This window comes from Staphylococcus sp. HMSC072H03 (assembly GCF_001809305.1).
In the GTDB taxonomy this organism is placed as follows: Bacteria; Bacillota; Bacilli; order Staphylococcales; family Staphylococcaceae; genus Staphylococcus; species Staphylococcus hominis.
Map to the genome: position 1 here is coordinate 65,521 of NZ_KV796881.1, position 23,323 is coordinate 88,843.

Sequence of the window (23,323 nt, forward strand, 5' to 3'; positions counted from 1 at the left end):
TTTTTTGCATAAAAAACACGTTAGAGATTCCATGTTTTACAATAACTCTAACATGTCTTTTAAAACTTTATTTGATTTTTGATTTTTCACTTCTAATTGAACGAAGCATGAGTAAAATAAAGTAAGCGATTAAGCCAAAAAGTATAGTAATACAAAGTGCGTGTAGCAATGCAATAATTAAATTAACATGTGTGATTACAGACAATGCACCCGTAATCACTTGTAAAATAATTAAAATAAATGCAGCAGTATAGCCATATCTAATTGTACGGTTTTCAGAATAATTTTTGATGGCATGAATAAATGTAATCATAATCCAACAAAAAGTGATAAATGCCATACCGCGATGTGCAAATTGTACCCAATCTTGCTCAGTATGGGGTACTAAATTATTAAACGGCAATGGCCAGCTTCCATATGCTAAACTTGCTTTAGCGTGGCGAACCAAAGCACCAGTGTAAATAGTGACATAAACAACGCCCGTCATAATCCAAGTAAGATTGCGCAATGGTTTTTTTATAAATAATTCATCAGCCTCATATTTTTTATCCACTTCAAAAATAATAAGCATTAATACGAACACAGAAGAAAAACTAATTAATGAAATTCCAAAATGTAAGGCTAAAACGTAAGAATTTTGTTGCCAAATAACAGCTGCTGCGCCAATTAAGGCTTGAATTAATAGGAAAGCGACACTAATAATTGCTAAAGGTTTAACCTCTTTTATGTATCCTATATTTTTCCAAGCTGTGATGGCCAACCATAACACAACAATTAATGATAAACCTGATACAGCTCGGTGACTCAATTCAATGATTGTAGCAATTGGCAAATTCTGAGGTAATAAAGCGCCGTGACATAAAGGCCATGAAGCACCACAGCCATCTTCAGAGCCCGTCTTAGTTACTAAGGCGCCCCCAAGTTGTACCAATGCCATAATAATTGTTGCTACGATTGATAACCATTTAAGGTTTCGTTTGTTAAACAAGTTTAAACACCCCATCATTAATTTAAAATATTTTGTAATATGATATCCATTTATGCTCTGATTTTAATATAAAAGATATAATTATAAATATTACAACTATTATACTACAATAATTAAAGACAAAAAATTAGTGAGACAGGAAGTCGTTAAAGTGTCACAATTTAAATAGATATAACCTAGCCTTTTATAAGTAATTATTATATCATAGTACTATATGAAAATTTTAAGGAGGGGAACCATGAGTAAAGAACACACTTTATCACAGCCGTCAAGTAGAGTGTCTTTTAAAGAACTACAACAAATTATTAAAATGGGCTTGGTACAGGGTAACCTAATTCCTGCTTTTGCAGGCGCTTGGTTAGCTATTGTAATGACAAATCATTCCTTCCTATCGTCAATACCTCAAATCCTATTAATGTTGATAGGTTCGACATTAATTATGGGTGGTGCTTGTGCATTAAATAATTATTATGATCAAGATATCGATAAAATTATGCCAAGTAAACAAAGTAGACCAACAGTAAACGATAGAATTTCAGATAAACATTTATTAATGTTAAGTTTTGGTATGATGTTAGTAGGAGAAGCATGTTTATTCTTATTAAATGTGCCATCAGGTGTTTTAGGACTTTTTGGTATAGTAGGATATGTATCATATTATTCAATCTGGTCTAAAAGACATACGACTTGGAACACAGTAGTAGGAAGTTTTCCAGGTGCTGTGCCACCTTTAATTGGATGGACAGCTATTGATGGACAAATAAGTCTTGTAGCTTTTGCTTTATTTTTAGTTGTCTTTTGTTGGCAGCCTATTCATTTCTATGCTTTAGCTATTAAACGTAGTGATGAATATTCATTAGCAAATATTCCTATGTTACCTTCAGTAAAAGGCTTTAAACGTACAAGAGTAAGTATGTTTATTTGGTTAGTATTTTTATTACCATTACCGTTCTTATTATCTAGTTTAGGCACTACGTTTGTTGTATTAGCAACTTTATTAAATCTTGGATGGATTTTTATAGGTTTAACAACATTTAAGAAAAATACTGATCAAACTAAGTGGGCAACAAAAATGTTTATCTATTCACTAAATTATTTAGTAGTATTCTTTGCATTAGTTGTTGTCATCTCTTTAATAAAAATGATTTAAAATATCTAAGTTAAATAAGGATGGAACATATGAGTTTACCAATTCTACCAACTATTAGTACAAGCTGTATCGTAATTAGTGCTATTTTAGTAGCAATAGGATGGTGGCAAATTGCTCATCGTCATGTTAATACTCACAAAAAAGTTATGTTATGGGCAGCATTTTTCGCATTAACGTTTTTTATAATTTACGCAACTCGAACGATATTTATAGGTAATACAGATTTTGGTGGTCCAGATTCTGTTAGAACATATTATAAGATATTCTTAATCTTCCACATTAATCTTGCTACGATTGGTGGCGTATTAGGATTAGTTCAAATTATTACTGCATTTAAAGATAAATTTAAATGGCATAGAAGAATCGGACCTGTCGCTTCAATTATATGGTTCTTTACTGGTATTACAGGTGTGGCAGTATACTTATTACTATATGTAATTTATCCAGGTGGAGAAACTACATCGGTGATTAAAGCCACACTAGGTTTATAACAATATTGAATATTTTAAAGAATAGCCTGGGACATAATGAGTGTCTCAGGTATTTTTAATATTTTGGCAGTCGATGATCAAATTGTTTAGTATAAATTATGTTTTAATATTAATTGTTTATTTTATTTGTAAATAGGTATAATGTAGTTTAATTAATAAATTTGGAGTTTAGAAAAAAAGAATGGCTTGATTGTTAAAATAGTTATTTTGTACAATATATATAATTCTAAAGAGGTGGGGGAGCAATGACTAAGTTAGTAATCAAAGTTTTAGGAGTCGTATTTTTAATTACATTTTTAATTTATTTATTTTACTCACCAAGATTAAAATTTGATGTTCTTGAAAATCCTAATAACAACAATAAAATAAGTCATTCAAATCAAGTATCACATTCCGTGAAAAAACAGACTGAAAATCCTGCTCCCAAAAATGGGATAGGTACTTGGATAGGTAAAGATATTAATTATCTTACAAATAAATATGGACAAGCAAATCGTACATATCCTGTTAAAGGCGGATATACTGATTATATATTTAAGAGAAAACAACAATATTATATTGTTACTACAAAACATGATGAAATTAAATCTGTTTATGCTACTGGAGAAAAAGCTCAAACCGGATCATTAAAAATCAATGAAAATGCTTCACATATATTTGAAAAAACTAGTATTAATCCTGACCCCTCTTTTAAAGTGAATGGAAAACAATATAATTTTGAGTTATCAGATGAAGATATTAAAACTCAAACTCTAATTAAATATGGTAATATTTATGCTCAAGTTTATGTGGATCAACAATCAAATCGAATTATGGGTATTCGATATCTAGATAAAGAACTATTAGCATTTATAAAACCTTATCAATTAACAGATGAAGAAGATATTTCAGATGATAAATTTAATAATGACAGAAATAATAAAGATTCATTACCATATGAACAAAGCCCAAATCAATTGATAACTCTCTATGAAATTACTAATCAAATGAGAGATTTAAAACATATTCCACCATTGAAAGTAAATTCAGACATTTCACATATTGCTTCAGCAAATTTATATGAAGCAACTGGTACAGAAGATGTTGAATTTACAGAAGAAGCCCTTAAGAGCCAACTTGGTAACGAAAACATTGACTTTATAGCTACAAGTCAAAATGTGGGCTATGATTTTGATGACGTGCCTACATTAATTCATAGTTGGATGAATTCGGATATACACCGTTCAAGAATGTTAAATAAAAAGTATAATGAAATGGGTGGAGAAGTAATGAGAAATTATTATTCACTTATTTTTGTACAAAAATAGGTTGTGAGGTGACCGATAATGTATACAGAGGAAACATTATCAATTTTAGATGAAATTGAAGATTTATCAGACATGATTGTACAATCAAAAGTGTATTTTAATTATAGAGAAGCTCAAAAAACACTTAAACAAGATGATGAAGCACATTTACTGTATCAAGCTTTTTTAAAATCAAAAGAACGTTATGATGAAGTGATGCGCTTTGGTAGATATCACCCAGATTATCAAAATGTAATGTTAGATACACGTCGACGTAAGCGAGCTTATGAAATGTTGCCTAATGTAATGGATTACAAATCTAAGGAAGTACAATTACAAAATTTAATAGATGAAGTGTTGACTACAATCGCATTATCTGTGTCAGAAAATGTAAAGATTGAAGTGGGTAATCCATTTTTTAAAACGGATTCTAAAGGCTGCGCCTCAGGAGGTACATGTAATTGTCGTTTATAATTAAAAATAAAATCTAGTAAATCAGAGGTTGAGTTGCAAAATGAGATGTCAGCATATTTTTACTTTAATTATTGAAGATTAATATATTAAAAGAATCTGAGACAACTATGATGTATGTCCCAGATTCTTTTATGTATATATTTTAATTTTATATAGAATGAGTGTATTTAATTTGAGGTATGTTGTTTTAGTAGTGATTTAAATTGTTTACCTAAATCAGGACGGTCAGTAACAATGGTGTGGACACCTTTTTGATACAAATCATACATTAAGTCAACACTATTGATGCCATAATAACCTGGCACAATATTTAATAAGTTAAGCCATTGAATAAAATGAGTTGATGATAATGGGATACCTTTGAATTTTATAGGCATTTGAAATGTGTCAGCTTGAGGATGATAATGATAACCTAGTCCTAAAATAAACTTAATCACACCTTCAGTCACTTCATGTTGACTTGCACCAGTAGCTATTTCTCCATTGCTTATTGCTCTAAAACGTTCATTTTGTTTTTTATGGAAACTTGTTACAAGTACACGTTTCTCAGCATGATGATGCTTTATAATATCATACATTTTTTTAGGCGCAATAGCTCCTTCATAACTACTTGGAGTATCTTTTAAATCTACATTGATATATTTGCTAGGATACATTTCTAAAAGTTCATCGAAAGTTAAAATTTTAGCTTGTTGATGACCTCTATAAATATGGCGACCATTGATATCAGTAAAATGAAATCCTGCATCTAATTTTTTTAATTCTTTTAATGTGTAATCACATACTTTTCCTGAACCATTAGTAGTACGGTCGACTGTAGCATCGTGAAAAACAATCAATTCTTCATCTTTAGTTAGTCTCACATCTGTTTCAAAGCCATCTAAACCATAATCAACAGCATTATCGAAAGCTAATTGTGTTTGTTCTGGTCGAACTGACATTCCACCTCTATGTGCAAAAATATAAGGTGCTGGTCCATTAAAAAAGTAAGGTATGTCTTTAAGCATTTTAGGCTTTTGATTTCTTTTTAAAAGTAATAAACTGCTTAGTATACCCATACTAGTGATACCCAAATTAAAAAAATTCTTCTTAATGTGTTTCAAGGTATAACCTCCTAAAGTTCATTTAAAATTAATAATTAAAGAAATATTTTTCGAAAGTTAAGTGTTGAGATATTGAATGTATTTTATAAAATTATTAGTCATGGTATAGTAATTATGCATAATAAATGGAGTGAGTGAAATAATATGGAATTGATTCCAAGAGTTAGCTTAATTATTTACTTAAAGCATATTAAACATGAAAGACAGATACGTAAATATGGACATATCGTTTATACTAATAAACCTCGAAAGTATGTAGTAATGTATGTTAATGAACATGAAGTAGACGATATTCTCCAGAAATTAATGAAATTAAAATATGTTTTACATATTGATGGATCCCCTTATAAAAACTTGAAAAAAACATATGATAAAGAAAAGCATGAAAAGCTTTAAGATGTATTTAAACATTGTTATTGCATCGGTGGGATCCAATTTTGTAAACGAAGTACGCTAATTAAATATTTAAAATATAAATCATTCGTATGAAATGCATTTGGCGGTTGAACATCAATGCCGACAATAGGAATATCATACGATTGAGCTTGTTCATTAATCATCTCAAATTTTTTATTACTATTTGGGTAAGGATATTTTAAAGCGTTTAACATCATATATATGGCTTGAAATTGTTTACCGGTCGTAGGATTCATAATAATTGCGACTGATGATAATTGTTTGTCTGACTGTGGTGTATGGAAATAGACAACCTTGTCTATTCTTGCATGATTATATTCAATAAGAGTAAGAAATTCGAATAAATCTGTAAGTCCTTCTCCTAAAATAATAAATGATTGTTTCATAAATATTTAATTCTCCTTTTTCAAAATAAATTATAGTAAATAAATGAATGAAATGGAAGTGTAAGTCAAAATGAGAGTCATTGCTGGAAAACATAAAAGTAAACCACTAGAGAGTTTAGAAGGACGTAATACACGTCCAACAATGGATAAAGTTAAAGAAGGTATTTTTAACAGTTTACATGAAGTATACGGCTTAGGTTTAGACTTATTTGCTGGTAGTGGTGCTTTAGGAATTGAAGCACTTTCTAGAGGTATGGATAAAGTTATATTTGTAGACCAAAACTTTAAAGCAGTTAAAGTGATCCAAGCTAACTTGAAACAATTAAATTTAGAGGAACAATCTGAAGTATATAAAAATAATGCAGATAGAGCGTTAAAGGCTATCAATAAAAGAGACATTCAATTTGATTTCATTTTTTTAGACCCTCCTTATAATAAAGGGCTAATAGATAAGGCTCTAGATCAAATTTCTAAGTTTAATTTATTAAAAGAACATGGTATTATCATTTGTGAGTTTAGTAATCAAGAAAAAATCAATACATATGATTTTGAAGTAATTAAGCAATATCATTACGGTTTAACAGATACTTTGTTATTAAAAAAAGGAGAACACAATGACTAAGACAAAAGCAGTCATTCCAGGTAGTTTTGATCCTATTACTTATGGGCATTTAGATATTATAGAAAGAAGTTCTGATCGATTTGATGAACTTCATGTATGTATATTAAAAAATAGTAGTAAAGCAGGTACATTTTCTATTGAAGAACGTATGGAATTAATACGTGAATCTGTAAAACATTTGCCAAATGTGAAAGTACATAATTTTAATGGATTACTTGTCGATTTTTGTGATAAAATAGGCGCTAAAACAATTATTCGTGGCTTAAGAGCAGTGAGTGATTTTGAATATGAATTACGTTTAACTTCAATGAATAAAAAATTAAATAGTAATGTAGAAACAATGTATATGATGACAAGTACAAACTATTCATTTATCAGTTCAAGTGTTGTGAAAGAAGTGGCTCAATATAAGGCAGATATTTCAGATTTCGTACCTAGGCATGTTGAAAGAGCATTAAAAGAAAAATTTGAAGATTAAAAAATTAGCGTATAGAACAGAAATGAAATGTTCCATACGCTTTAATTCAATTATTTAATCTAATTACAGGGGTATTAAAATCATTTTTCTGTTGACCTGATAATAAGTTATAAATATCGGTAGATTTAATTTCATTTTTAAAAAAATGAGCAGATGTTTTATTAATATTAGTGATGAATTGACGCTCTGGAAATTTGGTTTTTAATTGTTTGAGATAACTTTGTCCGCGACGATTCATTCCTAAAATTCTTACAGCTGAAATGGATTGAATAGAATCTTCTTTTTTTACATTTAAAAGAATTTGCATAAGTATGCGTTGTAAATGAGTATAGGTAAAGCGTTTTGTCTTCAGTAAAGACATAAAGGATTCAAAAGAAGTGGCTTGATTGATATATTTTTTTAATCGATGTTCTAGTCCTTCAGATATAGTGTATATATGAGCCATTTCATGAATTGAATGACTTAAGATATGATATTTAATCAAGCTAAATGTATCCTCTTTAGTTAAATGAGGTGTTGTATACAGTGATTGAATTGAAGAGGGAACAACTGTAGTCCACTGAGTTTCTTGAGTGATTAACGACTGCCTAATTGCAGAACCACTTGCAAAGGATGATGTTTCAATTGTCGCATCATGATGATGAGCATGCACACGTTGGATAGCAAGTCCTTTCATGTGAGGTGCAAATTGTTGTATAGCTTTTAAGTAAGTGATTGCTAAAATATTATTAGGCATTTTCAGTAAAGTATTATCGCTAATTAAATCATTTATAATTTTTGCATAATTACTACCTTCTTTTACTTTTTGATTAAAAGTTGAACTATGTTCTAAATTGATTATTTCATTTGCAACGTTTTTAAGGCGAGTTATATCAGGTGTTTCACTTCCAAAAGCAATAGTATTAACATCTAGATAACGAGCAACTTGAACAGCTATTTGTGCAAAATAATCACTTGAAGAAAGACTAGCGATAAGGGGTAACTCAACAACTAAATCGACATTGGAAAGTGCCATTTGTGTACGTAGGAATTTGTTATAAATAGCAGGTTCACCTCTCATAACGAAATTACCACTCATGATTGCAATAGAGATCTCTGCATCGGACTGTACTTTAGCTTGTTGCGCATGATAAGCATGACCGTTATGAAATGGATTATACTCTGTAATCAATCCAACACTTTTCATTTGCAATTCGTCCTTTCAGTATTCATTATTAGTATTGTAACAGATAATAAGATGTTAAGAAAAAATCTTGACAACTTATAATAGTAAAGTTAAAATAAATTTTGTGTTTGTTAGAGGTGAAGCCATATGAAATGGTCAATAACGCAATTGAGAAAATATCAAGGTAAACCTTTTGAATTCAATGAAAAGGCGAACTTTGACGATTTAATAGAACCTTTAGGTCTGATTGATTTATCAGAGATGAATATCGAAGGTGAATTAACCATAAAATCAAATGAAGTGATAGCAGATATGCATGTTACTGGTACGTATACTATGCCTTGTGCTCGTACATTAGTGCCTGTAGATGTGCCACTTGATGTCAGAACTTCCGAAATATTTGATTTAGAAGGTTATAATAGTTATACCGATGAAGAAGTAGATGAAGATGAACATTATCATCTTGCTACAGATGGTATGATTAATATCCGAGATATTGCTAAAGAATTGGTTATTATTGAGAAGCCAATGCGTGCATTTTCTGAGAATAGTGATCAAATGCTTACAGAAGGTAACGGTTGGGAAGTTATTGATGAAGAACAAGCGCTTGAGCTTGAGCACTCTAAAGATAACGACGATTCCCAAACACGCCAAGTTGATCCTAGGCTTCAAAAATTACAACAGTTATATGATAAAGAGTAATAGCAGGTTAATTTAATTTATAGTATAATAATTAAATGACCGAATACTTGAGATTATGTGTTTTAATATTAAGGAGGATATATCATGGCAGTACCAAAAAGAAGAACGTCTAAAACTAGAAAAAATAAACGTCGTACTCATTTCAAAATTTCAGTACCTGGTATGACTGAATGCCCAAACTGTGGCGAGTACAAATTATCTCACCGCGTATGTAAAAACTGTGGTTCTTACAATGGTGAAGAAGTCGTTTCTAAATAATTTATATCTATTTAAAAAAGGTGGAATACGAATTCATTATGAATTCTATCCCACTCTTTTTTTATATTATCTCAATTTATACCATTGCTATCAAAAATAATTTGGAGAGACTATTATGGAACAAATTACTTCAACACAAAATAATAAAATTAAATTAGCAAATAAACTTAAAAAGAAAAAAGAACGCGATAAAACAGGATTAGCTCTCATCGAAGGCATACATTTAATTGATGAAGCATTTAAAAGTAATATGATGATTAAACAATTATTTGTAATTGAGCCAGAAAGAACAGATTCTAGACTTTTAGAGTATGCAAAAGAAGCTTACGAAATTAATATGAAAGTGGCTGAATCATTATCAGGGACTATTACACCGCAAGGTTTTTTTGCAGTCATTGAAAAACCTAAACATGATATCTCAAAAGCGAAACAAGTGTTATTACTTGATCGTATACAAGATCCTGGTAACTTAGGCACGTTAATTCGTACAGCAGATGCTGCGGGTATAGATATGATTGTAATGGAAAAAGGTACAGCAGACGCATACCAAGATAAAGTAATGAGAGCCAGTCAAGGAAGTGTATTTCATATTCCTATTGTCACAACAGAATTAAATAAATTTATTGAACAATTTGATGGCCCAGTATATGGTACAGCCTTAGAAAATGCTGTGTCCTATAAAAACATCGAATCGCAAGACACATTTGCCTTATTACTTGGTAATGAAGGAGAAGGTGTTAATAAAGAATTATTAGCACATACCTCGCAGAATCTTATTATACCTATATACGGCAAAGCGGAAAGTTTAAACGTGGCGATTGCTGGAAGTATTTTGCTTTATCATTTGAAAGGTTGACCTTTTGATTTAAAATCGACTATACTTAATTGTATACAAAATTAAAATAATATGTTTATTAAAGATAAATATAAACCGATAAAAAGACGTAAACTAAATGATTAATTGCACAGGGAAAGTAAGCGTGACTGAAACTTACTTCAATTTACATTAGTTTTTTTCACCTTTTTGGTTACTTAAAGAAATTTAAGTCGGAGTGCATCTTCGTTAACAATGCTAACAAGTGTATGCTTAGGCATAAATTTGGGTGGTACCACGGAAGGCTTTCGTCCCAGTTATTTAGGGATGAAAGTCTTTTTTTAATTTAATAAAGTAAATTTTATGATAAATAGAAAGTATGAGGTGTAAGTCATGACTCAAAATGATTCAATGACAGAATTAAGACAACAAGCTTTAGTAGATATTAACGAAGCGCAAGATGAACGTGCTTTACAAGATGTCAAAGTAAAGTATCTAGGAAAAAAAGGCTCTGTAAGTGGTTTAATGAAAAATATGAAAGATTTACCAAATGAAGAAAAGCCAGCTTATGGACAAAAAGTAAATGAGTTAAGACAAGCAATTCAAAATGAACTTGAAGAAAAACAAGAATTATTAAAAAATGAAAAGTTAAACCAACAACTTGCTGAGGAAACAATTGATGTTACATTACCTAGTCGCCAAATTAATATTGGCTCAAAACATCCATTAACTAGAACGGTTGAAGAAATTGAAGATTTATTCCTAGGATTAGGATATGAAATTGTTGATGGATACGAAGTAGAACAAGATTATTATAATTTTGAAGCTTTAAACCTTCCTAAATCACATCCAGCCCGAGATATGCAAGATAGTTTTTATATTACAGATGAGATTTTAATGCGTACGCACACGTCTCCAGTGCAAGCACGTACAATGGAAAAACGTCACGGTCAAGGACCAGTAAAAATTATTTGTCCTGGGAAAGTGTATCGACGAGATTCAGATGATGCTACACATAGTCATCAATTTACACAAATTGAAGGTTTAGTAGTAGATAAACATATCAAAATGAGTGATTTGAAAGGAACGTTAGAGTTAGTAGCTAAAAAATTATTTGGTGCTGATCGTGAAATTCGATTACGACCAAGTTATTTCCCATTCACAGAGCCATCAGTGGAAGTAGACGTCTCTTGTTTCAAATGTAAAGGTAAAGGATGTAATGTATGTAAACATACTGGATGGATTGAAATCTTAGGTGCAGGTATGGTACATCCTAATGTTCTAGAAATGGCCGGTTTTGATTCAAATGAATATTCTGGCTTTGCATTCGGTATGGGGCCAGATCGTATAGCAATGTTAAAATACGGAATCGAAGACATTCGTCATTTCTATACAAATGATGTGAGATTCCTTAATCAATTTAAAGCTGTAGAAGATAGAGGTGAAGCATAATGTTGATTTCAAATGAATGGTTAAAAGATTACGTAGATGCTGGTGTACCTGCTAAAGACTTAGCTGAGCGTATTACACGTACGGGTATTGAAGTAGCAGATATTATAGATTACTCAAAAGATATTAAAAATGTAGTAGTAGGATATGTAACATCTAAAGAAAAACATCCAGATGCAGATAAATTGAATATCTGTCAAGTTGATATAGGTGAAGAAGAACTTGTTCAAATTGTTTGTGGGGCACCTAATGTTGATGAAAATCAATATGTGATTGTGGCTAAAGTAGGTGGACGTTTACCTGGAGGTATTAAAATAAAACGTGCCAAATTACGCGGAGAACGTTCGGAAGGTATGATTTGTTCCTTACAAGAAATTGGTGTCTCAAGTAATGTTGTACCAAAAGACTATGAAAATGGAATTTTCGTATTTCCTAGTGAAGTGACACCGGGAACTGATGCATTAGACGCATTATATCTTAATGATCAAATTATGGAATTTGATTTAACACCTAACCGTGCAGACGCTTTAAGTATGGTGGGAACTGCATATGAAGTTGCAGCATTATATCAAACTGAAATGACTAAACCAAACACAACGCTTAACGAAACTGAAACTTCAGCAACAGATGAGTTATCAGTGACAGTTGATAATCCTGAAAAAGTTCCTTATTACAGTGCAAGAGTTGTTAAAAATGTGAGAATTGCACCATCACCTATCTGGATGCAAGCACGTTTAATTAAAGCTGGTATCCGTCCAATTAATAATGTAGTTGATATTTCTAACTATGTATTACTTGAATATGGTCAACCACTTCATATGTTTGATCAAGACCATATGGGTTCTAAAGATATCGTTGTACGTCAAGCGAATGAAAATGAAACAATGACAACATTAGACGATACTGAAAGAACGCTTATTGATACAGATATCGTTATCACAAATGGTAAAGAACCTATTGCATTAGCTGGTGTTATGGGTGGAGATTTTTCAGAAGTGACTGATCAAACAATGAATGTCGTAGTAGAAGGTGCGATTTTTGACCCTGTATCTATCCGTCACACATCACGTCGTTTGAATTTACGTAGTGAGTCTTCAAGTCGTTTTGAAAAAGGTATTGCAACAGAATTTGTTAATGAAGCAGTCGATAGAGCTTGTTATTTACTTGAACATTATGCTTCTGGTGAAGTATTAAAAGATAGAGTGGCACAAGGAGATTTAGGTTCACTTGTTACGCCAATTGATATTACTGCGGAAAAAGTAAATCAAACAATTGGTTTTAATTTATCAAATGATGAGATTAAAGCTATTTTCGAACAATTAGGATTTAAAACGATTCAAAATGCCGATACTTTAACAGTATATGTACCTTCACGTCGTAAAGATATTTCAATTAAGGAAGATTTAATTGAAGAAATAGCAAGAATATACGGATATGATAATATTCCTTCAACTTTACCAGTGTTTGATGATGTAACTAGTGGAAAATTGACAGATCGTCAATATAAAACGCGTACGGTAAAAGAAACACTCGAAGGTGCAGGATTAAATCAAGCCATCACATATTCACTTGTGTCTAAAGACCATGCCAAAGATTTTGCATTACAAGAACGTCCTACAATTAGTCTACTTATGCCAATGAGTGAAGCGCATTCTACATTACGTCAAAGCTTATTACCACATTTAATCGAAGCAACAACTTATAACGTAGCACGTAAAAATAAAAATGTAAGATTATATGAAATTGGACGTGTGTTCTTTGGTAACGGCAAAGATGAATTACCGGATGAAATCGAATATTTAAGTGGTATTCTAACTGGAGAATATGTAGTTAATACTTGGCAAGGTAAAAAAGAAGAGATTGATTTCTTTATTGCTAAAGGTGTAGTCGATCGAATTGCTGAAAAATTAAATTTAGGTTTCACTTATAAAGCTGGCGAAATAAAAGGCCTTCATCCAGGTAGAACTGCGATTGTTTCATTAGAAGGTAAAGAGATAGGATTTGTAGGAGAATTACATCCTCAATTAGCAGCTGAAAATGATCTTAAACGCACATATGTATTTGAATTAGACTATGATGCAATGATGCAAGTAGCTGTAGGTTACATTAATTATGAACCAATTCCAAAATTCCCTGGTGTGTCAAGAGATATCGCTATGGAAGTAAAACGTGACATGCCTTCATCAGAATTATTAGACATTATTCATGAGAATGGTGAAGACATTCTAAAAAATACACTTGTATTTGATGTGTATGAAGGTGAACACTTGGAAGAAGGTAAAAAATCAGTAGCCATTCGTTTAAATTATTTAGATACTGAAAATACACTTACAGATGAACGTGTTTCTAAAGTGCATGATAAAATTTTAGAAGCATTAAAAGCTAAAGGCGCTACAATTCGATAATAAATTAAAGAAGAGATTGGGATATACATCCTAAAAAAATAGCCAGTAAATGAGTTTATTATAAAGTCATTTACTGGTTTCATTATTTACAATACTTTGTATAGTTGGTTCGCTTTATTAGGGAATAAATTTAGTCTGTAGTCTTTAGCGTATCCTATTTTATCAAGAGTCGCGCTAAAATGCTTTTTTTATGTAATTTTACATTGAAATACTTTTAAAAAATAAGGTCCTTTCGTATAATTTAATAAACTTCATTAAATTAACGAGGTACCTTATGTATAAAGATTCTAACATGACTCAACTTACTTGACCGATAGAAACTTCAGCACTTGTTCCCGCAAACGATGTGTCACGATATGTAAATAAAAGTGTTGAAACAATTCTCGATACTGAATTTGATGAATTTAGACATCATCGTATAGCATTCTAAAATGTTCTTTATTGATACTTTTTATTAACCAACGTCCATGCTTTATCACGATTTTTAAAATGTTTTTTTGAAATAGAATCTAACTTACTAATATTATATTTTTCAATAATTTGAGCAGCGATTAAATCTACTTTATGACTCGCGCCTTTTGGAATATCAAAATGCATCATTTTTGATATTGAATCCATGTGCTTAATAAAAGCATAGCGAGAAATGATACTTGCTGCTGCAATAGCAAGGGATTTAGATTCTCCCTTTGTTTCAAATTTTGTTTGATTTGGAAAAGGTAAGTCGCTTAGAGCATAACGCTTGTAGACGTTACGTTCTGCAAATTGGTCAATGACAATGTAGTCTAATGCTTTAGTATCTATCTTGTTAGTTACATTTTTTATCGCTTCATTATGAAGGACTGCTTTCATTTTTACTTGAGACCAACCTAGTGCTTGTCTTTCATTATATTTAGTATTGTTTAATGTAAGTAATGAATGAGGAATAAAGGTAATCAGTTGTTCTGCAAGTTCTATAATTTTAGTGTCTGTTAATTTTTTCGAATCATCTACGCCTAGCGTTCTTAAAATATCTATATGCTCTTTAGATACAAAAGCAGCACAAACCGTTAATGGACCAAAATAATCGCCACTTCCCGCTTCATCACTACCAATACAGTTATAATCATTATATGTTATATTATGTAAATCATCTGCCTTTGAAGATTTTGAATTAGTTACAGAATCAGTAGTACAAAATTGACGCGCTATATGTTCAGCATGTTTTCCTTGAAACATAACTTTACCAGAATTGTAAATACTAATGACAGTGTCATGATATTTGGTTCTTGCTTTCATCCCATTAGGTAAATTGGATGTACTAAAGTTAATTTGGTTCAACAGTTGCTCAATATCTTGATTAGTTAATTTATGTACTACATTTCCCATAAAATGTTTAAACCTCTCTTTTAAAATTCTAATAGATATACTTTAACATAATGAAGATAAAAACGTAGGTTTAGTGGTATAAATAAATAGTATTTTAAATCTATAATTACAAATAAGAGACGCTCATGTATAATAATAATAATCTACTTATTCACTCAACAAAACATTAGTCAAAGAAATTTAAAATATTATCAAAAGTCAGGAGTTAATACAATGGGAGAATTTAAAAATCGTATTAATGTATCGATCAATGATCAAAATTTTACGATTATCGGTGACGATGATCCTGAACACATACGTTATGTAGCACATTTAGTAGATGAACAGCTAAGATTATTAGGACGTAAATCAGCAGGATTAGATACAACAAGAAAAGCAATTTTAACTGCAGTGAATATCATGGACGAAAAAGTGAAATTGGAAGAAGAAAACGAAATATTAAAACAAATGATTTATGAATTAAAACAACAGGATAGCTAAATGACTATAGATTTAGTAATGATACTTATTATTTTGATGTATATGATAATTGGTTTTAGAAGAGGCCTTTGGCTGAATAGTCTTCATTTGTCGTCTACGCTTGTCTCACTATTCATTGCGCATCGTTTTTACCAATATATATCAAAACAAATGATTGTTTTTGTTCCATTTCCTAAAACAGTTGCTTTTGATACGCACTTCGCATTTCAATATCATGATGTACAACAACGTTTTGATACTATTGTGGCATTTTTATGTATTGCTTTTATAAGTAAGTTGCTTTTATATCTTATTATTGTAACTTTTGATAATATAGTGTCATATCATAATATTCATGTTACAAGTCGAATATTGGGAAGCTTATTAGGTAATATTGCCAGTGTGATTGTACTGCAACTTGTTTTATATTTAGTATCTTTATATCCTAATGAATGGATTCAAGAAAGTTTAAAACACGGTTATTTAAGCCATATTATTCTATTTAAGATGCCGTTTTTATCATCTTATATACTAAATTTATAAATAAAAAAAGATAAAAGGTCAGGACTAGGTGATGGATATAAACCTCCTGGTCTCTTTTTATGGAGTGAATGTAATGACAAAGAAAGATGTAATTCAACTACTAGAAAAAATTGCTATATATATGGAATTGAATGGAGAAAATACGTTTAAAGTATCTGCTTATCGTAAAGCAGCACAAAGTCTTGAAATAGATGAACGTTCTTTAGATGAAATAAAAGATGTTACTGAATTAAAAGGAATTGGAAAAGGGGTAGGAGAGGTCATTAGCGAATATCGAGAAACAGGTACCTCATCAACTTTAAAAGAATTGCAACGTTTAGTTCCTGAAGGATTAATTCCTTTAATGAAAATTCAAGGTTTAGGTAGTAAAAAAATTGCAAAGTTGTATAAAGAGTTAAATATTACAGATAAAGAACATCTTCAAGAAGCTTGTGAAGCGGGAAAAGTTAGTGAACTAAGTGGATTTGCTAAAAAAACGGAACAAAACATACTTGAAGCAGTAAAAGCACTAGGAGCTAAAAAAGATCATTATCCTATTGATTTGATGCGACATTTAAATAAAGATATTATGACTTATCTAGAACAATTAGAAGAAGTTGAACATTATTCTGAAGCAGGTAGTTTCCGTCGTTATAAAGAAGTAAGTAAAGATTTAGACTATATTATTAGTACACGACACCCTCTTCATGTACAACAACACCTTTTAAATATTCCAAATAAAGTGAAAGAAGTCGCAGTTGGAGAAACGAAAGTGTCACTTGAATTGGAATATGATGATGAAACGATTGGTGTAGATTTTAGACTTGTTGAACCAGAAGCCTTTTATCATACCTTACAGCACTTTACAGGTTCCAAAGATCATAACATTCGCATTAGACAACTTGCTAAAGCACAAAATGAAAAAGTGAGTGAGTATGGTATCGAACAACAAGATGGAACGTTACTCCAATTCCAAAGTGAAGCTGAAATTTACCAACACTTCGGTAGACATTGGATTGCTCCAGCAATGCGTGAAGATGGCAGTGAGTTTGATCGTGATTTAAATTCAATCATTACATTAGATGATATTAAAGGTGATCTTCATATGCATACAACGTATAGTGACGGCGCTTTTTCTATACGAGAGATGATTGAAGCAAACATTAAAAAAGGCTATGAATACATGGTCATTACGGATCATTCAAAGAGTTTAAAAGTTGCGCATGGATTACAAGTTGAACGATTATTACGTCAAAATGAAGAAATAAAAAATTTGAATGAAGAATACACAGAAATAGATATTTACTCAGGTACAGAGATGGATATTTTACCTGATGGATCATTAGATTATGAGGATGATATACTATCGCAACTTGACTATGTTATTGCAGCTATTCATCAAAGTTTCAATCAATCTGAAGAAGAGATTATGAAGCGCCTAGAACATGCATGTCGTAATCCTTATGTTAGACATATTGCACATCCAACTGGTCGTATTATTGAGCGACGTGAAGGGTATCAACCTAATATAGAACAGTTGATGCAACTTGCAGAAGAAACACAAACGGTAATGGAAATTAATGCTAATCCAAAACGATTAGATTTAAATGCTGCCACTGTAAAAAAATATCCAAATATTAAATTAACAATTAATACAGATGCTCATCATGTGGATCATCTTGATTTTATGAAATATGGCGTAGCTACTGCGCAAAAAGGATTTGTAAATAAAGATAGAGTGATTAATACAATGACGCGTGACGCTTTTAAAAACTTTATTAATAATAATATTAAATTACAGAAATAGAGGGATTGTATGAGACAAAAAACATTAGACGTCTTAGAGTTTGATAAAATCAAATCATTTGTAGCTTCTGAAACGATAAGTGATTTAGGACGTGAAAAAGTGTCTAAAATGTCTCCAGCAACTGATTTTGAAACTGTAGAATTTCAAATGAATGAGACAGATGAAATATCACAAATTTATAATAAACATCGTTTACCTAGTTTAAGTGGTTTATCAAAAGTATCACCATTAATTCACCGTGCTAAAATTGGTGGAGTGCTTAATGTTACCGAATTAAATGTAATTAAGCGGTTGATACAAGTACAAAATCAATTTAAAACATTTTATAATCAACTGCTTGAAGAAGATGAAGGCGTCGTAAAGTATCCAATTTTAAATGAAAGAATGAATCAACTACCTGTACTTACTGATTTATATCAAGAAATAAATGAAAAATGTGATGCTTACGATTTATATGATAATGCAAGTTATGAATTGCAAGGTATTCGAAGCAAAATATCAAGTACGACTCAACGCATTAGACAAAATTTAGATCGTATTGTTAAAAGTCAAGCTAATCAAAAGAAACTTTCAGATGCCATTATTACAGTGCGAAATGATCGCAATGTGATACCGGTAAAAGCAGAATATCGACAAGATTTTAAAGGGATTGTGCATGATCAATCAGCTTCTGGACAAACCCTTTATATTGAACCATCTTCTATTGTTGAAATGAATAATCAAATTAGTCGATTAAGAAATGATGAAGCAGTAGAACGTGAACGTATATTAACAGAATTAACAGGTTTCGTAGCTGCCGATGATGATAATTGTTTAGTGGCAGAGTCGGTTATGGGTCAAATTGATTTCTTAACGGCTAAAGCGCGCTATGCACGATCAATTAAAGGGACAAAACCTACTTTTTATAAGGAAAGAACGGTTTATTTACCTAATGCTTATCATCCTTTATTGAATAAAGATACAGTCGTAGCAAATACAATTGAATTTATTGATGATATTGAAACGGTTATTATTACGGGACCTAACACAGGTGGTAAAACTGTCACTTTAAAAACGTTAGGACTTATCATTGTGATGGCTCAATCCGGGTTACTCATTCCTACATTAGATGGTAGTCAATTGAGTGTATTTGAAAACGTATATTGTGATATAGGTGATGAACAATCGATTGAACAATCGCTATCTACGTTTTCATCACATATGAAAAATATTGTAGAAATTTTGAAAGAAACGGATAAAAATAGTCTTGTTTTATTTGATGAATTAGGTGCTGGAACCGATCCGAGTGAAGGTGCAGCTTTAGCTATGAGTATTCTCGATCATGTGAGGGAGATTGGTTCACTAGTTATGGCAACGACACATTATCCAGAGCTTAAAGCTTATAGTTATAATCGTGAAGGCGTTATGAATGCAAGTGTTGAGTTTGATGTGAATACATTAAGTCCAACTTACAAATTATTAATGGGTGTTCCTGGACGTTCCAATGCCTTTGATATTTCTAAAAAATTAGGTTTAGGATTAAACATCATTAATAAGGCTAAAACAATGATTGGTACAGACGAACAAGAAATTAATTCAATGATAGAATCATTAGAGAAAAACTCTAAACGTGTGGATGAACAACGTATTGAGCTTGAAAAATTATTGAGAGAAGCACGAACGACGCATGATGATTTGGAACGTCAGTATCAACAATATAAAAATTATGAACAAAAATTAATGGATGAAGCTAAAGATAAAGCAAATCAGCGCATTAAATCAGCTACAAAAGAAGCAGATGACATTCTAAAAGATTTAAGAGAAATGCGAGATAAAAAAGGGGCCGACGTAAAAGAACATGAATTAATAGATAAGAAAAAACATTTAGAAGATCAATATGAAGCTAAATCCTTAAAACAAAATGTAAAAAAACAAAAATGGGATGATATTCATGCTGGCGATGAAGTTAAAGTATTATCTTATGGCCAAAAAGGCGAAGTATTAGAATTAAGCGGAGAAAATGAAGCTGTAGTTCAAATGGGTATTATCAAAATGAAGTTACCTATTGAAGATTTAGAAAAAACGAAAAAGAAAAAAGAAAAACCAACGAAAATGGTGACACGCCAAAATCGTCAAACTATTAAAACAGAATTAGACTTAAGAGGCTATCGTTATGAAGAAGCGGTTGGAGCTTTAGATCAATATATTGACCAAGCTGTATTAAGTAACTATGAACAGGTTTATATTATTCATGGTAAAGGTACAGGTGCACTTCAAAAAGCAGTTCAAAATCATTTAAAAAAACATAAAAGTGTTCAATCTTTTCGTGGTGGACTGCCAAGTGAAGGCGGATTTGGTGTTACAGTAGCAGAACTTAAATAATATAAAACTAGAATGTTGATTTTTTTAAAATTTGACGTACAATAAAGCAAGCGTTTAATCTTAACACAAGTTTATGACAAGATTAATAAATAGTGATAAAGATGAGCAAGAGCAATGCAGATATATGGAAAGTCTGTTATAATTTGCTCATCATTTAATATTTAAGGAGGATTGGCAATTATGGCAATCGTAAAAGTTACAGATTCAAATTTTGATGAAAACATTCAATCAGGTGTTAAATTAGTAGATTTTTGGGCAACTTGGTGTGGACCTTGTAAAATGATCGCCCCTGTGTTAGAAGAATTAGCTGGAGACTATGATGGTAAAGCAGACATCTTAAAATTAGATGTAGATGAAAATCCATCTACTGCTGCTAAATATGAAGTAATGAGCATCCCAACTTTAATCGTATTTAAAGATGGAGAAGCAGTAGATAAAGTAGTAGGTTTCCAACCTAAAGAAAACTTAGCAGAAGTTTTAGATAAACATCTATAATATTTAGTACAATTATAAAAGAATGGGGCATTACATGTTATGTAATCGCTCCGTCTTTTTTATGTGAACGTCAAGTTAATAGAAAGGAGGAGACGGATGACCGACTACGAAGAAAAAATTAGAGATAAATTAAGTGTCGTCCCATTTGAACCAGGCTGTTATTTAATGAAAGATCGAAATGACCAAATTATTTATGTAGGTAAAGCAAAACGATTACGAAATCGACTACGTTCTTATTTTACTGGTGCACATGATGCAAAAACTACACGTCTTGTAAGTGAAATTCGTAACTTCGAATTTATTGTAACTTCAAGTGAGACAGAATCATTATTACTTGAGTTGAATTTGATCAAACAATATCAACCTCGCTACAATATTTTATTAAAAGATGATAAAAGTTATCCTTTTATAAAGATTACTAAAGAAAAACATCCTCGTTTACTTGTGACACGTACAGTAAAAAAAGGTACAGGAAAATATTTTGGACCTTATCCTAATGCATATTCAGCACAGGAAACTAAAAAATTATTAGATCGTATTTATCCTTTTAGAAAATGTGATAAAATGCCTGATAAATTGTGTCTATATTATCATATCGGTCAGTGCATGGGACCATGTGTGTATGATGTAGATCAACAAAAATATGCACAAATGACACGTGAAATTACTGACTTTTTAAATGGAGAAGATAAAACAATTCTTCATAATCTTGAAACACGCATGCTAGATGCTAGTGAGAAGTTAGATTTTGAACGTGCTAAAGAATATAGAGATTTAATTCAACATATTCATAATTTAACTAAAAAACAAAAAATTATGTCTTCAGATAATACAATTAGAGATGTTTTTGGATATAGTGTTTCTAAAGGTTGGATGTGTATTCAAGTATTCTTTATTAGACAAGGAAATATGATTCAACGTGATGCAACAATGATTCCTCTACAACAAACAGAAGAAGAAGAATTTTATACATTCATTGGACAATTCTACAGCTTAAATCAACATATTTTACCTAAAGAAGTACATGTACCGAAAAATTTAGATAAAGATATCATTCACTCTGTGGTTGATACAAAAATTGTTCTACCTGCGCGTGGAACAAAGAAAGAAATGGTTGATTTAGCTAATCATAATGCTGAAGTTGCACTAGAAAATAAATTTCAATTAATCGCTAAAGACGAATCTAGAACGATAAAAGCTATCGAAGAACTTGGTGAAAGAATGGGCATTCAAACACCGATAAGAATTGAAGCATTTGATAACTCAAATATCCAAGGTGTTGATCCTGTTTCGGCAATGGTAACATTTGTGGATGGTAAACCGGATAAAAAAGGATATCGTAAATACAAAATTAAGACTGTGAAAGGTCCTGATGATTATAAGTCGATGAGAGAAGTTGTACGTCGTCGTTATACGCGTGTACTTAATGAAGGTCTTCCATTACCAGATCTTATTATCGTTGATGGTGGTAAAGGACATATGTCTGGCGTCATAGATGTACTAGAAAATGAACTGGGTTTAGATATTCCTGTTGCTGGATTAAGAAAAAATGATAAACACCAAACATCTGAATTATTATACGGTACAAATGCTGAGGTTGTACCTCTAAAGAAAAATAGTCAAGCCTTTTATTTGCTTCATAGAATCCAAGATGAAGTACATCGTTTTGCGATAACATTCCATCGTCAAACTAGACAAAAAACTGGATTACAATCTGTTCTTGATACAGTAGAGGGTATAGGAAGTAAACGAAAAACAAAATTATTAAGAACATTTGGTTCTATTAAAAAAATGAAAGAAGCTAGTATAGAAGATTTAAAAGCTGCAGGATTACCTAAAAAGGTAGCTGAAAATCTACAATATGCTTTAAAAGAAGATTAATTTCAAAAAAAGGGGTATGACTTTGAATTTCATACCCCATACATTTAGAAAGAATGTTACAATATAGTTAACAAAAGGCTTATTTTTTTAAGAAAGTATGGAAGCGTTTTCTAAATAAGAAATATTATCATTTTATAGTAGTTACACAATTATCATGTAATACTTGTATATCTCATTTATTCGTCTTGTTTTTAATTATATTTACTTTTTTAAGACATACTTGTAGTTATGAAAAATAATAATAC

23 protein-coding genes are annotated in these 23,323 nt (G+C 31.1%); 18 read left to right on the forward strand and 5 right to left on the reverse strand.

From position 1 onward, the window contains the following. Positions 1 to 67 precede the first annotated feature (67 nt). A complete protein-coding gene (locus tag HMPREF2578_RS03225; protein WP_017175734.1) occupies positions 68 to 988 on the reverse strand; it encodes a COX15/CtaA family protein in 921 nt (306 codons plus the stop codon). A gap of 238 nt (positions 989 to 1,226) precedes the next feature. Between HMPREF2578_RS03225 and cyoE the strand changes: the two genes are divergently transcribed. From cyoE to HMPREF2578_RS03245, 4 genes are all read left to right on the forward strand, one after another. Beyond that, positions 1,227 to 2,138, forward strand: coding sequence for a heme o synthase (cyoE, locus tag HMPREF2578_RS03230; RefSeq protein ID WP_017175733.1), 912 nt, complete (start codon positions 1,227 to 1,229; stop codon positions 2,136 to 2,138). A 29-nt stretch (positions 2,139 to 2,167) separates the two neighbouring features. After that, positions 2,168 to 2,629 carry a DUF420 domain-containing protein gene (locus HMPREF2578_RS03235; RefSeq protein ID WP_017175732.1) on the forward strand — a complete coding sequence of 154 codons (462 nt, stop codon included), beginning with the start codon at positions 2,168 to 2,170 and terminating at the stop codon, positions 2,627 to 2,629. Between the two features lie 245 nt (positions 2,630 to 2,874). After that, positions 2,875 to 3,936 (forward strand): CAP-associated domain-containing protein, encoded by a 1,062-nt coding sequence (locus HMPREF2578_RS03240; RefSeq protein WP_049382518.1) that lies wholly within the window; start codon positions 2,875 to 2,877, stop codon positions 3,934 to 3,936. A gap of 18 nt (positions 3,937 to 3,954) precedes the next feature. Next, entirely contained in the window at positions 3,955 to 4,389 is a 435-nt protein-coding gene (locus HMPREF2578_RS03245; RefSeq protein ID WP_049382517.1) for a YlbF/YmcA family competence regulator, read from the forward strand. Positions 4,390 to 4,556: 167 nt separating this feature from the next. Here the strand turns inward: HMPREF2578_RS03245 and HMPREF2578_RS03250 are convergent, their stop codons facing one another. After that, positions 4,557 to 5,492, reverse strand: a complete 936-nt coding sequence (locus HMPREF2578_RS03250) for a glycerophosphodiester phosphodiesterase family protein (protein WP_017175729.1) — start codon at positions 5,490 to 5,492, stop codon at positions 4,557 to 4,559. Between the two features lie 144 nt (positions 5,493 to 5,636). On the opposite strand from HMPREF2578_RS03250, the gene HMPREF2578_RS03255 reads away from it, so the two are divergent. Continuing rightward, on the forward strand, positions 5,637 to 5,888 hold the full coding sequence (locus HMPREF2578_RS03255) for a DUF2129 domain-containing protein (RefSeq protein WP_017175728.1): 252 nt from the start codon (positions 5,637 to 5,639) through the stop codon (positions 5,886 to 5,888). A 17-nt stretch (positions 5,889 to 5,905) separates the two neighbouring features. Here the strand turns inward: HMPREF2578_RS03255 and HMPREF2578_RS03260 are convergent, their stop codons facing one another. After that, the gene (locus tag HMPREF2578_RS03260) at positions 5,906 to 6,295 is read right to left on the reverse strand and encodes a DUF7147 family protein (protein ID WP_019835748.1); all 390 of its coding nucleotides are present in this window, start codon (positions 6,293 to 6,295) and stop codon (positions 5,906 to 5,908) included. 70 nt (positions 6,296 to 6,365) lie between these two features. On the opposite strand from HMPREF2578_RS03260, the gene rsmD reads away from it, so the two are divergent. Both rsmD and coaD read left to right on the forward strand, forming a co-directional pair. Next, complete coding sequence (gene rsmD, locus HMPREF2578_RS03265) at positions 6,366 to 6,917, forward strand: 16S rRNA (guanine(966)-N(2))-methyltransferase RsmD (RefSeq protein ID WP_002450015.1); 552 nt, start codon at positions 6,366 to 6,368, stop codon at positions 6,915 to 6,917. Next, on the forward strand, positions 6,910 to 7,395 hold the full coding sequence (coaD, locus tag HMPREF2578_RS03270; RefSeq protein ID WP_017175726.1) for a pantetheine-phosphate adenylyltransferase: 486 nt from the start codon (positions 6,910 to 6,912) through the stop codon (positions 7,393 to 7,395). Before rsmD ends, coaD begins: the two co-directional genes overlap by 8 nt. Before the next feature lie 46 nt (positions 7,396 to 7,441). On the opposite strand, the gene HMPREF2578_RS03275 is transcribed toward coaD, so the two are convergent. After that, positions 7,442 to 8,581 (reverse strand): nucleotidyltransferase, encoded by a 1,140-nt coding sequence (locus tag HMPREF2578_RS03275; RefSeq protein WP_019835747.1) that lies wholly within the window; start codon positions 8,579 to 8,581, stop codon positions 7,442 to 7,444. A gap of 126 nt (positions 8,582 to 8,707) precedes the next feature. On the opposite strand from HMPREF2578_RS03275, the gene HMPREF2578_RS03280 reads away from it, so the two are divergent. The 5 genes from HMPREF2578_RS03280 to pheT all read left to right on the forward strand — a co-directional run bounded on the left by HMPREF2578_RS03280 (position 8,708) and on the right by pheT (position 14,188). Then, entirely contained in the window at positions 8,708 to 9,262 is a 555-nt protein-coding gene (locus HMPREF2578_RS03280; RefSeq protein ID WP_017175724.1) for a YceD family protein, read from the forward strand. A gap of 84 nt (positions 9,263 to 9,346) precedes the next feature. Continuing rightward, the gene (rpmF, locus tag HMPREF2578_RS03285) at positions 9,347 to 9,520 is read left to right on the forward strand and encodes a 50S ribosomal protein L32 (protein ID WP_001830121.1); all 174 of its coding nucleotides are present in this window, start codon (positions 9,347 to 9,349) and stop codon (positions 9,518 to 9,520) included. Positions 9,521 to 9,635: 115 nt separating this feature from the next. Next, positions 9,636 to 10,376, forward strand: coding sequence for a TrmH family RNA methyltransferase (locus tag HMPREF2578_RS03290; RefSeq protein ID WP_017175723.1), 741 nt, complete (start codon positions 9,636 to 9,638; stop codon positions 10,374 to 10,376). A 351-nt stretch (positions 10,377 to 10,727) separates the two neighbouring features. Further along, the gene (gene pheS / locus HMPREF2578_RS03295) at positions 10,728 to 11,786 is read left to right on the forward strand and encodes a phenylalanine--tRNA ligase subunit alpha (protein ID WP_017175722.1); all 1,059 of its coding nucleotides are present in this window, start codon (positions 10,728 to 10,730) and stop codon (positions 11,784 to 11,786) included. Further along, complete coding sequence (pheT, locus tag HMPREF2578_RS03300; protein ID WP_049416184.1) at positions 11,786 to 14,188, forward strand: phenylalanine--tRNA ligase subunit beta; 2,403 nt, start codon at positions 11,786 to 11,788, stop codon at positions 14,186 to 14,188. Before pheS ends, pheT begins: the two co-directional genes overlap by 1 nt. 438 nt (positions 14,189 to 14,626) lie before the next feature. Here the strand turns inward: pheT and rnhC are convergent, their stop codons facing one another. Beyond that, positions 14,627 to 15,553: a ribonuclease HIII gene (rnhC, locus tag HMPREF2578_RS03305; RefSeq protein WP_017175720.1), complete on the reverse strand. Its 927-nt coding sequence runs from the start codon at positions 15,551 to 15,553 to the stop codon at positions 14,627 to 14,629. A 213-nt stretch (positions 15,554 to 15,766) separates the two neighbouring features. Here rnhC and zapA point away from each other — a divergent pair, with 213 nt between their 5' ends. The 6 genes from zapA (at position 15,767) to uvrC (ending at position 23,078) form a co-directional block, all read left to right on the forward strand. Continuing rightward, positions 15,767 to 16,033 carry a cell division protein ZapA gene (zapA, locus tag HMPREF2578_RS03310; RefSeq protein WP_017175719.1) on the forward strand — a complete coding sequence of 89 codons (267 nt, stop codon included), beginning with the start codon at positions 15,767 to 15,769 and terminating at the stop codon, positions 16,031 to 16,033. Continuing rightward, positions 16,034 to 16,555 (forward strand): CvpA family protein, encoded by a 522-nt coding sequence (locus tag HMPREF2578_RS03315; protein WP_061544464.1) that lies wholly within the window; start codon positions 16,034 to 16,036, stop codon positions 16,553 to 16,555. A 73-nt stretch (positions 16,556 to 16,628) separates the two neighbouring features. After that, positions 16,629 to 18,341 carry a DNA polymerase/3'-5' exonuclease PolX gene (gene polX / locus HMPREF2578_RS03320; protein ID WP_017175717.1) on the forward strand — a complete coding sequence of 571 codons (1,713 nt, stop codon included), beginning with the start codon at positions 16,629 to 16,631 and terminating at the stop codon, positions 18,339 to 18,341. Between the two features lie 9 nt (positions 18,342 to 18,350). Next, positions 18,351 to 20,702, forward strand: coding sequence for an endonuclease MutS2 (locus HMPREF2578_RS03325; RefSeq protein WP_017175716.1), 2,352 nt, complete (start codon positions 18,351 to 18,353; stop codon positions 20,700 to 20,702). A 180-nt stretch (positions 20,703 to 20,882) separates the two neighbouring features. Then, positions 20,883 to 21,197, forward strand: a complete 315-nt coding sequence (gene trxA / locus HMPREF2578_RS03330) for a thioredoxin (protein WP_002449989.1) — start codon at positions 20,883 to 20,885, stop codon at positions 21,195 to 21,197. A 96-nt stretch (positions 21,198 to 21,293) separates the two neighbouring features. Then, positions 21,294 to 23,078, forward strand: a complete 1,785-nt coding sequence (uvrC, locus tag HMPREF2578_RS03335; RefSeq protein ID WP_049382514.1) for an excinuclease ABC subunit UvrC — start codon at positions 21,294 to 21,296, stop codon at positions 23,076 to 23,078. Positions 23,079 to 23,323: the final 245 nt, after the last annotated feature.

Excerpts from the sequence above, each read along its gene's own strand:
- cyoE (WP_017175733.1), top strand. The coding sequence starts at position 1,227 with ATGAGTAAAGAACACACTTTATCACAGCCGTCAAGTAGAGTGTCTTTT.
- HMPREF2578_RS03235 (WP_017175732.1), top strand. The coding sequence starts at position 2,168 with ATGAGTTTACCAATTCTACCAACTATTAGTACAAGCTGTATCGTAATT.
- HMPREF2578_RS03240 (WP_049382518.1), top strand. The coding sequence starts at position 2,875 with ATGACTAAGTTAGTAATCAAAGTTTTAGGAGTCGTATTTTTAATTACA.
- HMPREF2578_RS03245 (WP_049382517.1), top strand. The coding sequence starts at position 3,955 with ATGTATACAGAGGAAACATTATCAATTTTAGATGAAATTGAAGATTTA.
- HMPREF2578_RS03255 (WP_017175728.1), top strand. The coding sequence starts at position 5,637 with ATGGAATTGATTCCAAGAGTTAGCTTAATTATTTACTTAAAGCATATT.
- HMPREF2578_RS03260 (WP_019835748.1), bottom strand. The coding sequence starts at position 6,295 with ATGAAACAATCATTTATTATTTTAGGAGAAGGACTTACAGATTTATTC.
- rsmD (WP_002450015.1), top strand. The coding sequence starts at position 6,366 with ATGAGAGTCATTGCTGGAAAACATAAAAGTAAACCACTAGAGAGTTTA.
- coaD (WP_017175726.1), top strand. The coding sequence starts at position 6,910 with ATGACTAAGACAAAAGCAGTCATTCCAGGTAGTTTTGATCCTATTACT.
- HMPREF2578_RS03275 (WP_019835747.1), bottom strand. The coding sequence starts at position 8,581 with ATGAAAAGTGTTGGATTGATTACAGAGTATAATCCATTTCATAACGGT.
- HMPREF2578_RS03280 (WP_017175724.1), top strand. The coding sequence starts at position 8,708 with ATGAAATGGTCAATAACGCAATTGAGAAAATATCAAGGTAAACCTTTT.
- rpmF (WP_001830121.1), top strand. The coding sequence starts at position 9,347 with ATGGCAGTACCAAAAAGAAGAACGTCTAAAACTAGAAAAAATAAACGT.
- HMPREF2578_RS03290 (WP_017175723.1), top strand. The coding sequence starts at position 9,636 with ATGGAACAAATTACTTCAACACAAAATAATAAAATTAAATTAGCAAAT.
- pheS (WP_017175722.1), top strand. The coding sequence starts at position 10,728 with ATGACTCAAAATGATTCAATGACAGAATTAAGACAACAAGCTTTAGTA.
- pheT (WP_049416184.1), top strand. The coding sequence starts at position 11,786 with ATGTTGATTTCAAATGAATGGTTAAAAGATTACGTAGATGCTGGTGTA.
- rnhC (WP_017175720.1), bottom strand. The coding sequence starts at position 15,553 with ATGGGAAATGTAGTACATAAATTAACTAATCAAGATATTGAGCAACTG.
- zapA (WP_017175719.1), top strand. The coding sequence starts at position 15,767 with ATGGGAGAATTTAAAAATCGTATTAATGTATCGATCAATGATCAAAAT.
- HMPREF2578_RS03315 (WP_061544464.1), top strand. The coding sequence starts at position 16,034 with ATGACTATAGATTTAGTAATGATACTTATTATTTTGATGTATATGATA.
- polX (WP_017175717.1), top strand. The coding sequence starts at position 16,629 with ATGACAAAGAAAGATGTAATTCAACTACTAGAAAAAATTGCTATATAT.
- HMPREF2578_RS03325 (WP_017175716.1), top strand. The coding sequence starts at position 18,351 with ATGAGACAAAAAACATTAGACGTCTTAGAGTTTGATAAAATCAAATCA.
- trxA (WP_002449989.1), top strand. The coding sequence starts at position 20,883 with ATGGCAATCGTAAAAGTTACAGATTCAAATTTTGATGAAAACATTCAA.
- uvrC (WP_049382514.1), top strand. The coding sequence starts at position 21,294 with ATGACCGACTACGAAGAAAAAATTAGAGATAAATTAAGTGTCGTCCCA.